A 15,111-nucleotide genomic window follows, 5' to 3' on the forward strand; every position below is an offset into this window, starting at 1 on the left:
TTGGCTAAGTGCTAATGCATAACTATACTTGTGCGCCCTGCTCTCGGCGTCATGAGCAGAAGGTGAAATTTTGTATCATTTATTTGGTTGGGGAGTTTTCGTGCCCAGATTTTTTTGTTTTATTTTTGGGATCTTGATTTCCTTTCAGGTTCTGGCTTCGGTATCCGGTCCCAGCACTAACTCCACAGGAATATTTACAGCCAAATATAGTTCTGCACCAAACTTTCACGACAGGGCTGAATTACGGATAACTCGAAATGGTACCTTCGTAACAACATATAGCATTGGCACTTCGAGTGGTAGCAAAACTATTACTGTAAGTTCACCAGGAACTTATATGGTTGAGCACTGGACGATGAAAGAAGCTGGCTGCCTGCAGCAGGGGCGTTTTGGATGTACAGAGCCTGTGCCTGGAATTCCATGGGGAACAAGAGGAAGCTTCTCTGTTACAGTGTCTATCCCACAGCCTGGGGATATTTCTATTCCGGCACAAAATACATCAGGTAGTTACACCATAAGTTGGGGCGCCGCTTCAGGGTCACCAAGTAAATATCAACTACAGGAGCGTAAAGACAGCGGAGGGTGGAGCACTATTTATGATGGTCCCGCTCGGAGTAAATCTGTCTCTGCTCAAACAACAGGCATCTATCGTTATCGTGTTAGGGCCTGTTACACCGCTTGTAGTTATTTTACTGCCGAAAAAACTCTCACAGTTGTTCGTACACCGGGGGCTATAACTGTCCCAAGCACTTCCACTAATGGCAGCATAGCCGTTTCCTGGACCTCTGTTTCTGGCGCGGACAGTTATGTGGTAGAGGAGCAAAAAAATAATGGTACTTGGTCACAGGTATATGCGGGCACACAGTTTGACAAAACTGTCACGGGGCGAGGCAATGGCATTTACCGTTATCGAGTTGCCGCGGTGGAAAATGGCCAGACCGGCAGTTACCGCTATTCGAGCAATGTAACTGTATCCCGTGCTCCGGCCGTGCCGGGTGGGCTCTCTGTACCGACTACAACAACCAGCGGTTCCTATACCGTCAGCTGGAATAGCGTATCCGGCGCACAACAGTATTTTCTAGAGGAAACAGGCACCAGAAGTGGTGGCTGGACGCTGTCGGGAACCTCGAAGAATTTTAGTAAGCCATTAAATGGCTCATATTCGTACCGTGTGCGGGCTTGTAGTACCTACCAGGGGGTTAATGCCTGTAGCGCCTATACGGCTAAGAAAACCGTGCGGGTGAGTCAGCCGTCGCTAAAGGTGCAGTCTGTAACTGGGCAGGGCACAGTAACCCTGTTGTTTAATACCGGTTGGAAAGGGGCTATATCTTGTGAGCTTAAACGCAATAATAAACTGATTCATCAGGATGCAGTGAACGATGGGACCACCTTTGTGGATACCGTGCCTAGCAGTGGTAGACACAACTATTATTACAATTGTTACGAATGTCTTCAGGGGAGTTTTTCTGATAGGTGCACCGAACCGAACCCGATCGGCTCGACAAATGTGTCCGCAAACGTTGTTCTTGTGCCGAGCAAGCCTAGCCTATCGGTGGTCGGTAACACCCACTCCAAAAATGGTTCTGCCGCATTTATTTCTGAAAGTTCAGGCCCCATTCAAAAGGCGCGTTGGCAGAAGCGAATTAATAGCAGCGCATGGCCTGCAAACACTAACTTTAGCGAATACGTGACAACAGATGGCAACTTCCAGGTAAGCGGTCTGACTGATGGCAACTGGGAAGTCCGCAGTAAAAATTGCAATAGTGCCGGGTGTAGTGATAACTGGAGTAATAGTGCCACTGTGTCGGTATTGCACAGCCCGCAGGCAAGTTTCAGTATTTCCTTTAGTGGTGATTTTGATGAGGGGAAGTACAGCGTCAATTGGTCCCCTGCCAGTGGCACAGTTGGCCACTATTACCTAAGGGAAAATAAAAATGGTTTCTGGGGTGATTGGTTGGATAGAGGGACCACTCGGACCTATAAGCCAGATCCACAGCCAGATGGGAGCTACGAGTATGAAGTCAAAGCATGTAACAGCAGTGGTTGCAGTAATTCTGTTAGATCGCAAAAGCTGACCATCGAGCATCCGGCACCAGCCGTTCCGACGAACCTTATCGCTACACGAGTCAATCAGGAAATAAAGTTGACTTGGGATAAGGTTGCAGGTGGTTTTGATGATGAATATGAATTTCGTTTGAATGGGGAAGGCTGGCGTTCGGTAAATACTTCGTTAACAGCTACCCAGCCTATTGGTAGCTACGGGCCTTATACTTTTGATGTTCGCGCATGTAACCATACGCCTGGTGATCGCAAGTGCTCTAGCTTTACAACCACCACTTATACGGTTCCTGATCCAGACCCCTCTGCACCTGGTTGGGCCAAGCCGATTGGCAGCTTGGCTTTGCTAGACACAGGATATTCCGCGCCACAGTTAAGTACACATCAAGAAACACTGGGTGTTATCAAGGGTACTGGCAGCTCATCTGGTGGGGCTGCTTCTTATCAGCTGCCTATCGAGTTGCCCCCAGGTCGTGCTGGCATACAGCCAGAGGTCTCCTTAAATTATTCCAGCCGTGCGGGGAATGGTGTACTTGGCAAAGGATGGTCACTCGCTGCCGGATCACAAATAACACGCTGCCCACAAACTTTCGCTCAGGATGGCCAAGCGATACCGGTCCTTTACACAGACACAGACCGGCTTTGCTTAGATGGCCAGAGACTGGTCGTGATCTCTGGCAGCTATGGGGCTTCAGGGGCTGTCTATCAAACAGAGCAAGATACACAAGCTAGGGTTACGCAATACGGCGGTATCAATGGTGGGAGCACTTGGTTTAAGGTTGAGTTAAAGAATGGTCGAATTCGCCGATATGGAGACAATGCGGATTCTCGCCATATTGCTCAGGGCGTAAACACCATTAAATCGTGGGGTATCTCTTTCGAGGAGGACCGCGCCGCTCCAAATAGCAATTCCATTAACTATGTATATAAGAATTTCGGGCGTGGGGAATATCACCTCTCCGATATCTATTACACTGGTACCGCTCAGCAGAATGGTGATCGCCGTGTCAGTTTTGAGTATGGCAATGGCGTAAGACCAGATATTGAATCTGGTTATTTGGCTGGAGGACTAACACGCTTATCGAAGCGCCTTAGTGAGATAACTGTTTACTCTCAGGGTGATAAGGTGCGTGAATACCGCTTTGATTACCAGTTGAGTGACGCTACAAAGAGTAGTTTGCTAAAAACCATAACTCTCTGTTCTGGGAATGGTATTTGTTTTGCCCCTACCGCTCTTGAGTGGGCAGATGCGGATGAGAGTAAGCAAGCAGAAATTTTGGGGGCTGCCGCTTATAGTGGAGCCAACCACTCAAATAGTGGCAGAACGATTAGTGCGCTATTCCCGGAGGCGAAGAGTATTGATCGACTGGCTCCGAGGGGAGACTTTAATGGGGATGGTGTTCGGGATTGGCCTGGATATTTTATCAGCGCCGAAGGACAGTTGACCGGCACATTTAATGCCAATACAGAAGGCTGTACACCATACCCCGGAAGTCTTCGCTGTGTAGAACTGGATGCAAATAGTGATGGTAAAAGCGATACCTGGAGAGTAGCTTCCGGAAAATTACAGATCGGTATTAGCAACGGAGATGGTAGTTTCTCCTGGGTTTCAACGCCGATAGCTTTGCCAGGCTTGGATCATATTCTTGATGCAAGGGATTACAACGGGGATGGCTGGGTAGACTTACAAATTCGCAGGGGCGACTCTCTAAGCAATAATGAATTGTACTTATACCTTCATACGGGTAATGCCCAGTCACCCTATAAAGATAATGGCCAATTTGTAACTACATTTTTATATGATAAAAATAAATGGAGCCATCGAAACTCTGTGGAGTTTGTTGGGGATATCACCGGTAACGGGCTTCCAGATATCTTGGTCTATAACACAACCATGCACTTGGGTGGTGTTGGTGATGTTGGCTCGCCACAATTAACCCCCTCTAAATACCTCTTTACTACTCGCACATCAAATGGTGTCAGTTTTGTTTCTTCTTTAGTCGGTGTTCCAGTTTATGAATCAACCGCTTTATATTTCTATTATTTGTTAGATATCAATGGAGATGGACTTCAAGACTGGGTGAATTGGAGAGGTGATGAGTCCGGCCTTTACTATCGTCTGAATAAGGGTGGAACATTTACCGATTGGGAGTTTGCTTCTATAGGAAATTCTCTCCCTACTAGGCGTTATTTCTATAACCAGAAACTTGATGGTGATAGAAGTTATGAGGTTTTATATGGGTTGAAGTATGTTAATGCCTTTAAGAAATTTGATAGGGGATCAAACGGCAAAATTGGATTTATCTACCCATCCAGGAGGTTGGTAGAGAGCTGCTACAAGGCTTATGACGGAGGCAGTTTAACGGAGTTTTGTGGTGATGCACTCTATGGAAAGTTTAACTCCTCAACTCCAGGCAATCCCATTTATGAAAACTTTGATGTCTCCAAAGTAGATAACAGTCTCTACGCTTTTGAAGGTCTGCAATTTGTTGAGCAGGCAGATGGCAGTTTCAAAGTAGAACAATTTGATCCAAATATCGTAGGCACGGCTTATAACTCTGCGGTCATTGATGCATTCGGCAATGGGTTACAGGACTTCGTCTATTCCTACGGTTGTGTAAACTATCCTGATAGTTGCTCAGTTCCCAATGCCCAAGGGCACTCAGAAGGGGTATATATTCAAAGGAACCGAGGATCAGCACAGGCTAACGAGCTATACGAACCCACCGACATGCTGGTCGCTGTAGAAAATGGCTTCGGTGTCCGCGATGAATGGCATTACCGCCCCTTGTCTTCCCGCGATGATCGTTACTATTCCAGCGCAAAGCCCTTTTATGAGCGCGGTGGTTACCTGGATAGCCTGCCCTCGTCCGTACAGGATGACCACTTCGAGTTTACTTCCAGCATGTACGTGGTGGCTGAGCATCGTCAGTCCAATGGCGTAGGCAGTCTGAATAAAAAGCAGTACCGCTACAAGGGGGCCGTATTTAACAACAAAGGTCGCGGTTTCCAGGGCTTCCACACCATTATTGAAGAAGACCTGGCAGCAGATATCGAGACCCAGTCCGACTTCCACCAAATATTCCCGCTTGCCGGTAAGCTCCATAAACAGCGTAAATGGGAGCTGGGGGATCGCTCTTCCGATACTAGTGGTGTGAATGCCTTAGAGGAATCCAGTTTTCATTGGCAGTTCTGGCCCAAGGGCGGGCACTCATCCCCAGTAGTGGTGGATGCCCTTACGGATTCGTGGAGCGTTTCCGCCAATGACCCCTATTTTGTCGGCCCTAAAGAACAGAGTTCGATTCACCGCACCCTAAAAAGGTCGGGTAACAGCCGCACCCATTTGTACACCCAGAGCCAGACCACTAGTTTTGATGCCTGGGGCAATGTGCTGCTGGCGGAAAACCGTTATGAGGAAGCCAACAGCTCTCATATTGTGGTTTCCACTACCAACACCCAGTATGCCGCTGCGGATCAAACTAACTGGTGGATCAATAAACCCTCAAAGCAGACGGTGACCAAAAAATCCATCCAAAGCCGCAAAGGGGTAGCTATTGCTGCGGATACGGATACACAGCAATCCGTAGTGGTGGATTTCCTGCAGTGGGATAGCAATGTTCGCAAACCCAAGCAGGTAAAAACTACGCCGTCTAATGGCAAGTGGACCCAGGTGGATACGGTTTACAACAGCCACGGCCTGCCCACCAAGATCACTACTTCCGCAGAAGGGGAGGCAAAGACGCGGGTAGTAGAAACTACCGCGTTTAGCGCCGATGGTTACTTCCCCAAAACGGTTAAAAATGCTCTGGGCCATACGGTTACTACCGAGACCAACGCCAAGTTCGGCCAACCGGACTCGGTCACCGATGCCAATGGCCTCACCACTCGCTACAGTTATGATGCCTTTGGTCGTGTCATTAAGGTTACTGCGCCTTCCGCGCTTGGCCTTAAGGCTGCACCGGATGGGCATACCGCTCTGCAATGGTGTAGCTCCGGCTGTAGCCGCGCGCCTGGTGCAGTGTTTAAAACCATTCAGCAGCAGGCCGGCACACCGGAACAGGTTACCTACCACGATCAGCTCGGCCGCGTGATCCGCACCGAAGTGCAGGCCTTCGACGGCAGCGACTGGATCGCACGAACCGTAACCTATAACGCCTTGGGCCAGACCACCTACGAATCGGTACCGCACTACGCCAGCAGCGGCACCAGTTCTGGCACCCGCTACCTGGATTACGACACCTTCGGCCGCGCCCTGCACAAGACGGTGAACCAGACCAACGGCCAGCAACTGGATGTGACCTACACCCACGAACAGGCCAGTGGATTTACCACCGATATCCTGGTGAACGGCCGCACTATGAGCCGCACCTATAACGGCCTGCAGCAGCTGACCGAAACCGTCGATGCCCTAAGCGGCACCACTCGCTATGCCTACGACGGTGCTGGCAATCCCATTGTCTTACAGGACGCCAGTAGCAATCGCATTACCGCCAAGTACAACGCTCTCGGCCAGAAAGAATGGGTAGACGATCCCAATATGGGGTCCAAATCGTTTACCTATACCGGCTTTGGCGAAGTGGAAACGGAGATTGACGGCAACCTGGATGTCACCAGCTTTACCTACGACCGCCTCGGCCGCATGGAAAGTCGCAGTGTCAACGGCACAGAGGAAACCAGCTGGAAATACGACAGCGCCGCCAACGGCAAGGGCCTGCCCTCAAGGGAGAGCCGCAGCGATACCAGCTATGCACGCAGCTACAGCTACGACGCCCTGAGCCGCCCCTACCAAGTCACCACCACCATCGACGGCGAAGACTTTGTTACGGTCAATCACTACGACAGTAATTACGGCCGCCCCAAAGGGCTCAGTTACCCCTCCGGGCTCACCCTGCAATACGGCTACAACAGTGCCGGCTACCAGTTCCGCACCAGTAATGCCGCCAGTGGCTACACCTACCGGGAAATCACCCAGATGGATGCCTGGGGCGAGTGGGATTTTGCCAATGTTGCCGCCGGCAATTACACCATCAGCCGCAGCTTCTATTCAGAAACCGGGCAGATGGCCGGCACCACCTTCGACAGCCTGGTGCAGAACCACCAGGGTATTGCCTACAGCTACGACAGCTTCGGCAACTTGTCGGAGCAGGTAGTACATCTGCCCTCAAAAACTCCGGCACTCAATGTAGAGAACCACTATTACGATGTCCTCAATCGCCTGGATTACAGCACCCGTACCGATGGCCCCACTATCGATTATGACTACGATGCTATCGGTAACCTGCTGAAGAAAGACGACTTTGCCAGCAGCTATAGCTACACCGGTGGCAGTAGTGGCGGCCCCAGTGCGGTGAAGAGCGTTAGCCTGATCGGCGGTGGCACCAAGAGTTATGGCTACGACCAGAACGGCAACCGCACCCATGAAAACGGCGCGCAGCAGATCTGGTACAACGCCTATAACAAACCCACCCGCATCAAGCGCAACGGCGCCAACCTGTATTTCTACTATGGCGCTGATCAAATGCGCTACAAGCAGGTTAACCAAACCAGCGGTAAGACCACCCTGTATATCGACAAGCTGTTCGAAAAGATTACAGGAGGGGGTGAAACCCAATACCGCCACTTTATCGGCGATATCGCCGTGCTCACCAGCACTGATAACGGCAGTGATATCACGCACAAAATCGGCTTCAACCACCGCGACCGTCTCGGCTCCACTGCCGCCGTAGGCGACGAAGCCGGCAACCTCAAGGAGAGCCACAGCTTCGACCCCTTCGGCAAACCACGCCAGGGCAATATCCTCGATAAAGACACCGCGATCCTGGAAAGCGCCTACAGCACCCGCGGCTTTACCGATCACGAGCATCTGGACGATGTGGAGTTGATCCATATGAACGGGCGGGCCTATGACTACAATCTTGGGCGCTTCCTCTCTGTGGACCCGATTATTGTTCAGCCCGGTGATTCCCAGGCACTTAATCCTTACAGTTACATTCTTAATAACCCTCTGGCGGGGGCTGATCCGAGTGGGTACTTCCCTGAAGATCGTGCTTATGGTGCCGGTATTGGTTTTGCAAAGGCTCTTGGCATCATTCCCGCAGAGGATGCTGAGCTGGTAATTGCTGCCGAGATTGCCTGTCGAAACTGTAATGGCGGTGCCGTTGAAGAGGGAGCTAGGAGTGCTGAGGCCATTGCTGAGAGTGGAAAGACTTTTATCCGGGATGTTGCTGCTGGGGTTGGCGTTACGGTTGCAGCGAAATATGCGGCAGAAAAAGGGTTAGAAAAATTTCTCGAAAGTGGCAGAAAAGGCCGGAAGGGTAGTAGAAGATCCCAGTCCTCAAACGACAACGGCAATGGTTCTGTTTCTGACAAAGGTAGTAGTCAGCAAGCTTCTGATATTGGCTCTCAATCTTCTAGAACAAAAAACACTGTCTGGCATGGCACTGATAGTGAATCCGCGAAAAGTATCAAAGAGGAAGGATTGCGAGTAGATCGAAATCGGAGTGCAGATTCACTTAATGATGAAGCAGGATTTTCTGTAACGACTAATAAGCAGGATGCAATTGAGTTTGCAGAAGGGAAAACAGCGATGCGTAATATGGAGCAAGGGAGGACAGATCTGGAGCCGGTTGTTCTAAAGGCTGAGAGAAGTAATTTGCCAGAATTAACTTCTCGCTCAAATCCAAGGCTCGGGGAGAGATTTGATAACGATCAAGAGCATAGAGTAAAACAAGAAGACTTTGATAAAGTCGGTCCAGGTGTATTTGAGGATGAAAGGCTAAGGTAAATGATGCAGCTAAATGTCTGGAGTGGAAAATTTTCTGGAGCCCAGGGGATAGAGATAAACCCTGCGGCTGTAGTGGAGCAAGCAAAAATACATTTTTCATATGTAACTATAAGCCAAGTTGATCGTTACTCGAAGAGAGCCCAATGGGCAAAGGAAGAGCTTTTAAATGAATCTTCTTCTTTCAGTAAAAAATTTCTTATGGAAATTATTGAAGAGTGTGATTTTAATTTGCCTGCACTTTCTTTTTCTGTATCGATTAATGGCGAATCGTTCTGCGAATGTCTAGCATATAGGTTTGGTATTAAGTTTTATACTGTTGAGATGTCTGATGTGGACTCTATTCTATTGGAGCAAATAAAAGATTTTTTAAATAAATTTGATTTGGTTTTGGATCTCAGCTGAATTGGCAAAAAAAACGGTAAAGTTCGACTCAGGAGATGTATTTTTAATCCCTCTGGAGGACAAAGAAACCTACGGTGTCGGGCAGGTGATAGAAATCACTAAAGAGGCGCTTAACAGCGTGATCTGTGGTTTTTATGACCTGCGGGTTGGCAGGGATTTCGATGTGGCAGAGGCGGTTGCCGAGCGGTTGATTGCGGTCCAGTTTACAACGCCTGACTTGCTGGAAAGCGGTGTCTGGCCCATCGTCGGTAAGATTGATCCGGTGAATCCAAATGACTACTTTGATCTGGGTGAGTTAAAGGAAAATGGTTACATCGGTGCTGAAATTGAAGGCTCAGCCATTATCAGGAAATTTTTAAGTGCCTACTTTGGCTTAATACCATGGAACTGTTATTACAGGGACGATTACTTTGATGGAATGATGCTGTATCCAGAAAAAAAGCCGAAAGAAATTTACCTCGAAGAAAAGTAATCCGCCCAAAGTGAGTGAAGGTGGCGTGTTGGGATATTACATATTTAAGAATAGCGAAGTTACCAAAGCCCTGGCAGTGAGATCTGCCGGGGCTTTGTTGTATCTGGGAGTTGCAGGTTTAGTGAGCAGCCTGCTGAATAACCGTCTCCAACATCTCGCTAACAAACTTCTGTTTGGCCTTGGGCAGCAGGGCTACACCTCATTCCTAGAATGAGAGCCGCTAACCCAAAAGGTGTAGCTGGTTGAGAATGCTTAGCCTAAAAAATCAGGGCATATAAACCCCAAAAAAAGCCCCGGCAGAGAGATCTGCCGGGGCTTTGCCGTTATGATTTATCAAGCCTGCTTCTTCAGCTTGGCATTATCGAGCTGCTTGAAGCGGTCGGTATCGTCGGCGGTGCGGCAAAGTTAAGCGAAAAAGTGCCTTGGGGGTTGTGACCTGATAATCTGGGGTTCGCCTTGGCGCGAGTGCTCTTTAAGTCCTTGATTGCATTGGGGTTGTAGCGGAAATAGCGGCGGGTTCGCGTCGGAACAACTCTTCTGGTGGTGTGCACGCAGAGCCACAAGTTATCAAAGACCTTAATGGAAAACCGAAACCTCATACTATCGCGGTAGATCAAAAGCCCTGTTCTAGTTGTGCTCCTCAAATTGCAGACGCAGGTGTAGATAAAGTCATCGTTCCTTCGAAACCTAGTAACCCTACAGGATCTCCTAAGTCCGCCGCTAGGGCAGCGGCAGAAAAGAACCAACCAGTACAGCCTAGGGAAATCAAGATAATAGAGGATGAAAGATTACGATGAAAAATGCGATTTTAAAGGTCGAAGAAGGAAGTTTCTTGTTGGAGTACAAGGTGGGAAGTCATGCACCGGCTTCTTTTGGTGGGCAGCATCATCAGGTATTTGAAGATGGATATGCAATTAATGTTGTTGATGGAAAAATAAGCTCTATCTTTATTTGCTACAGGGATGGTTACGAGGGGTTTAAAGCCTGTGAGTCAGAGGTTTGGATAAAAGAGCAGGCATTTAAATTTAATCAAAATACGACCTTGACTAATTTAAAGGCGGCTTTTGGAGACCCTGTAACGACGTGGAATGATGGTGTTGAAATGTGTGCTGAATTTAAAATAAAAAATATTCAAGTCGAAGCTATTTGGAATGTTGATGGTGATCCTACGTTTGATTATTTATCAATTGAAGTGTTTGATTAAAGAACGGGAAGGAATGCTCTTCTACTTTCTTTTTGTATGATTTTAATAACTCTGATGGGTTGGAGCTAATATTTGAGCGTTCACCTTAGAGCGTTTTAGGCCCCGATAGATTGGTCTGCCGGGGCTTTGTTGTATCTGGGAGTTGTAGGTTTAGTGAGCAGCCTGCTGAATAACCGTCTCCAACATCTCGCTAACAAACTTCTGTTTGGCCTTGGGCAGCAGGGCTACCTGTTCGATCTGCCGTTGTAGCTTGGGCACCGGCCCGCGCTTGGCCGCCGTGTCTATCAGTCCCACCAACTCATCCACACTGACCCCGAACAGCTGCGCCAGCCTGGGCAGCATGGAAGCGGGCAGCTTGCGGATACCCTTCTCGAACGATGCCATATGCTGCTGGGAAATCTCCAGATACTCCGCCAGCTGTGCCTGTGTCAGGTTCTGGTGTTTACGCAGGGTGGCGATACGCTGCCCCAGTGCTTGGAAAGAGGTCGTGAACAACAACTAATCGATTTTTATGGCGGTGCTAGGAGTGTCGGTGGCACAGCGAGAAATTTAATTAATGGTGTCGCAGACTTTAATCCAAATCGTCCTTATTACATGAACACAGCAAGGGCCGTGTTTGGGGATATGGCTGATAATTCACCAGAGCGGCTAAGATTGGAGAGGTATTTTTAGATATGTCCCGTAGGAAAAAGGTTAAGTCTCAGTTTGAAAGCGGCACTGTGTACGCAATTCCTCTTGAGAATGGATATTCTTTTTGTGTTGTATGTGTAGGAAATGAATTTGCTTTCTTTGACTACCTTTCAAAAGAAGCGGTTATTCCTGATAATTTGTTAAATCTTCCTATCGCTTTCCGTGTTTTCGTCGGAAAAGGCGAGCCGAAATACGAAAAGTGGATTGCTTTGGGAAAGGTAGAATTACCAGAGGATTATCTGAAGCACTCTAGTTTCTTGCATAAGCCGGTGGGTTCGGAGGAGTATTTTATCTATTCAAATGGGGAGTCTCTACCTGCTTCTGAAGATGAGGTGAAAGGACTCGAGTTATTTGGTATCTGGTTTGGGCCGCATATTAAGGACAGGCTGGAAGAATACTATGAAGGCAAGCCTAGTAGTGCTGTAGCTGCGATAAAAAAACAACTGGGAATTAATTTCTAAAGTGAGAAATTAATCAGAGTTATCTAGGAAAGCCCCGGCAGAGCTATCTGCCGGGGCTTTGTCGTTATGGATCATCAAGCCTGCTTCTTCAGCTTGGCATTCTCGATAAACGTATCAATCACCTGAATCACCTGTCGCTTGGTGGCGGCGTCCAGCTTCTCAATCTGCTGCATCCGTCGCAGCAATCTGGAATCCGGCTGCTTAATCTTCTTCACCGGTTTTACACCGAGTAGCTCGTCCGTGCTGACCTTGAGGGCCTGCGCCAGGTCCACCAGCAGGTTGGCCGGCGGGTGTTCGCTCTCGGTCTCGTAATAGGCGATGACCCGTCGCGTCGCGCCGATCTCTTCCGCCAGTTACTTCTGTGTATAGAGCGATGGAGGCTTTTTGCATCTATGACTCATAAAGCACCCTTAAAGTGAGTCATAGAAGCTCAGTCTATGACTCACACTCATCACAAATGATGGTGCACGAAGAGTACTAAGATACAAATCAAGGTTATCAATGCCTGCGTTTCGTCCAACGGGGATCTGGGAGGCACCGAGTTTATAGCCCTAGTAACCGATAATGGATTCAGCTAGCGAAGATCTCAACAACCTACGGGAGTCGGGCCAGCATCCGTACATGCAAAGAGGTTCTCAATATTAAAAGTATGATACTTTATTGTCAGGTTTTTAAGATGAACATGCATATCACAAGCGGAAAGTATGATTCTTTAACTTTTTTGCGAAAAAACTGCCCTAGTAAAATCAATAAGTTAGCTTGGTGAAAGTATGAAACATTATTGTTAACTTACAGTTTATGGATAAACCCGCAGAGCGCTTTAGCTTCACTACATCCGATGGGGTGAAGCTAAGCTATCAAAGTGCCGGGACTGGTCCCACCCTGCTGATGCTGCATGGTTGGTCTCAAGGGGCGGCCCTGTTTAAGCACCAACTCTCTGGCTTGAGTGATCGCTATCGGGTGATCGCGCTGGATATGCGTGGCCATGGTCATTCGGAAAAGGCCCAGCACGGCTACCGTATCGCCCGGTTGGCGAAGGACCTACAGGAGCTGATTACCGCTCTGGCTCCCAAACCTCTCTATTTGCTTGGTCACTCGGCTGGTGCCTCGGTGATCTGGAGCTACCTGGAAATGTTTGGCGATGCGGGAATTTCCAAACTGGTTTTTATCGATGAACCCGCCGCCCTACTGGCCCAGCCCTATTGGTCTGAACAAGAGCGACTGGAGGCTGGCGCAATTCTCACGGCCGAAAAACTCGTTGAGATTACCGGCCAGTTGCGCAGCTCCAAAGCCGAGGAAGCCACCCGCAACATACTGATGTCAATGGTGACTCCGACGATGCCCCCTGAGCAGAGGGAAGAGCTAGTTACGGTCAATCTGCAGTTTCCTCGCGCCCTGGCAGCACGCCTCTTTATCGATAATGTCACCCGTGATTGGCGTGACTTTATTCCCCGTATTGAAAAGCCCACCCTGATTGCGTTCGGTCGTGCCAGCCCACACCCGGTGGAATGCCAGCAGTGGATTCAACAGCAAATCAGAGGTTCCCACTTGGAAATTATTGAGGCCGAAGATGGGGGCAGTCACTTTCTATTTCTCGAAGCACCTCAAAGGTTTAATACACTGCTGCGGGATTTTCTAGATAGCTGACAGGAGACAAATCTATAAAGCTGTAGCATGGAAGAACTCTTTAGGGGGCCGACTATTTCCTAATAGTTTTCCACAGATTCAACTTTGCCTTATCCGTGGTTATATGTAGTGGATAAGTTAAATAGAAGTTATTAACAGTTTCGTGTTTTAACGAATTTTGGAATTACCTTTCTGCTTCAAGTGTGTATTTCTGTGGATAACCACCCTTAAAATGGCCTATTTCTTTCCAAACTATGCACAAGGAAAGCTATTCCATGATGAAGGCCATAGGTTATCAACAGTCCCTCCCTATTTCTGATGAACTCTCCCTACAAGATATCTCCCTGCCGATACCCCAGGTCTCAGGCCGGGACTTATTGGTAGAAGTCCATGCTGTTTCGGTCAATCCTGTGGATACCAAGGTGCGTACAAGAGTTGAAGCCGCTGAGGGGCAATGGAAAGTTCTCGGCTGGGATGCCACCGGGGTAATCAAAGCTACTGGCGCCGATGTAAGCCATTTTTCTGTGGGTGATCGGGTTTGGTACGCGGGGGATATATCCCGCCCAGGTAGTTATGCGCAGTACCAGCTGGTGGATGAGCGTATTGCCGGATTTGCGCCAGAGAGCCTCAGTGACGCCGAGTCCGCGGCCCTGCCACTCACCGCTATTACCGCTTGGGAGTTACTATTTGATCGTTTGCAGGTACCGGTTGGTAAAGGGGCTGATGACAAGACCCTATTGGTGATCGGCGCTGCCGGTGGTGTGGGGTCCATTTTGATTCAATTGGCCCGGCGCCTGACTAACCTCACAGTAATCGGCAGCGCTTCGCGTACCGAGACCAATCAATGGCTGAAAAACCTGGGAGTGCACCATGTCATTAATCACCGCAAGCCGCTGAGCGAAGAACTCGCAAACGCCAGTATCGCTGAGGTGGACTATGTGGTTAGTTTGACTCACACAGGGGATCATCTGGCGGAAATCATAAAGAGTATTAAGCCACAAGGAAAACTTGCCCTGATTGATGATCCAGAAAACCTGGATGTATTGGCACTCAAGCAGAAAAGTATCTCTCTGCATTGGGAGTTTATGTTTACGCGTTCACTCTTTGAAACAGAGGATATGGCGGCGCAGCATAAATTGCTCAATGAGCTGGCGGAATTGATTGATAAAGGATTAATTAAAACGACCTTGGGTCAACATTTTGGCAAAATAAATGCACAAAATCTGCGTAAGGCGCACGCGCTTATAGAGTCGCAGAGTGCCAAGGGAAAAATCGTTCTGGAAGGATTTTAAAAAAATAAATTCTATTTATTTACAAGTAAACCCATAATTTTTTTGGTGCTCCGTCTGGCACCAAGGCTGATGCTCTGGCGCTTGTGACATGGCACAGGCGCTATTAATATCTCTTTTTATTG

Annotated in this window: 9 protein-coding genes and 1 pseudogene; 7 read left to right on the top strand and 3 right to left on the bottom strand. The window is 48.6% G+C overall.

What is annotated here, in order from left to right:
• Positions 1-337: 337 nt before the first annotated feature.
• The 4 genes from LC073_RS04495 to LC073_RS04515 all read left to right on the top strand — a co-directional run bounded on the left by LC073_RS04495 (position 338) and on the right by LC073_RS04515 (position 10,920).
• Positions 338-8,842 (top strand): RHS repeat-associated core domain-containing protein, encoded by an 8,505-nt coding sequence (locus tag LC073_RS04495; RefSeq protein WP_226643957.1) that lies wholly within the window; start codon positions 338-340, stop codon positions 8,840-8,842.
• Entirely contained in the window at positions 8,843-9,244 is a 402-nt protein-coding gene (locus LC073_RS04500; protein WP_226643959.1) for a hypothetical protein, read from the top strand.
• A 1-nt stretch (position 9,245) separates the two neighbouring features.
• Positions 9,246-9,716: an Imm26 family immunity protein gene (locus LC073_RS04505; RefSeq protein ID WP_226643960.1), complete on the top strand. Its 471-nt coding sequence runs from the start codon at positions 9,246-9,248 to the stop codon at positions 9,714-9,716.
• A 793-nt stretch (positions 9,717-10,509) separates the two neighbouring features.
• Complete coding sequence (locus LC073_RS04515; RefSeq protein WP_226643972.1) at positions 10,510-10,920, top strand: hypothetical protein; 411 nt, start codon at positions 10,510-10,512, stop codon at positions 10,918-10,920.
• A gap of 150 nt (positions 10,921-11,070) precedes the next feature.
• Here the strand turns inward: LC073_RS04515 and LC073_RS04520 are convergent, their stop codons facing one another.
• Complete coding sequence (locus tag LC073_RS04520) at positions 11,071-11,415, bottom strand: helix-turn-helix domain-containing protein (RefSeq protein ID WP_226643975.1); 345 nt, start codon at positions 11,413-11,415, stop codon at positions 11,071-11,073.
• Between the two features lie 179 nt (positions 11,416-11,594).
• Here LC073_RS04520 and LC073_RS04525 point away from each other — a divergent pair, with 179 nt between their 5' ends.
• Entirely contained in the window at positions 11,595-12,071 is a 477-nt protein-coding gene (locus tag LC073_RS04525) for an immunity 26/phosphotriesterase HocA family protein (protein WP_226643978.1), read from the top strand.
• A 74-nt stretch (positions 12,072-12,145) separates the two neighbouring features.
• Here the strand turns inward: LC073_RS04525 and LC073_RS04530 are convergent, their stop codons facing one another.
• Both LC073_RS04530 and LC073_RS21895 read right to left on the bottom strand, forming a co-directional pair.
• Positions 12,146-12,286, bottom strand: coding sequence for a hypothetical protein (locus LC073_RS04530; protein WP_226643980.1), 141 nt, complete (start codon positions 12,284-12,286; stop codon positions 12,146-12,148).
• A gap of 27 nt (positions 12,287-12,313) precedes the next feature.
• Positions 12,314-12,424 (bottom strand): annotated as a pseudogene (locus LC073_RS21895) (hypothetical protein); the annotation flags it as partial.
• A 445-nt stretch (positions 12,425-12,869) separates the two neighbouring features.
• Between LC073_RS21895 and LC073_RS04535 the strand changes: the two are divergent.
• The gene (locus tag LC073_RS04535) at positions 12,870-13,718 is read left to right on the top strand and encodes an alpha/beta fold hydrolase (RefSeq protein WP_226643983.1); all 849 of its coding nucleotides are present in this window, start codon (positions 12,870-12,872) and stop codon (positions 13,716-13,718) included.
• A gap of 257 nt (positions 13,719-13,975) precedes the next feature.
• Positions 13,976-14,989: a zinc-binding alcohol dehydrogenase family protein gene (locus tag LC073_RS04540; protein ID WP_226644383.1), complete on the top strand. Its 1,014-nt coding sequence runs from the start codon at positions 13,976-13,978 to the stop codon at positions 14,987-14,989.
• The last annotated feature ends 122 nt before the right edge of the window (positions 14,990-15,111 follow it).

It is taken from the genome of Microbulbifer variabilis, assembly GCF_020524905.1.
GTDB classification, from domain to species: Bacteria; Pseudomonadota; Gammaproteobacteria; order Pseudomonadales; family Cellvibrionaceae; genus Microbulbifer; species Microbulbifer variabilis_A.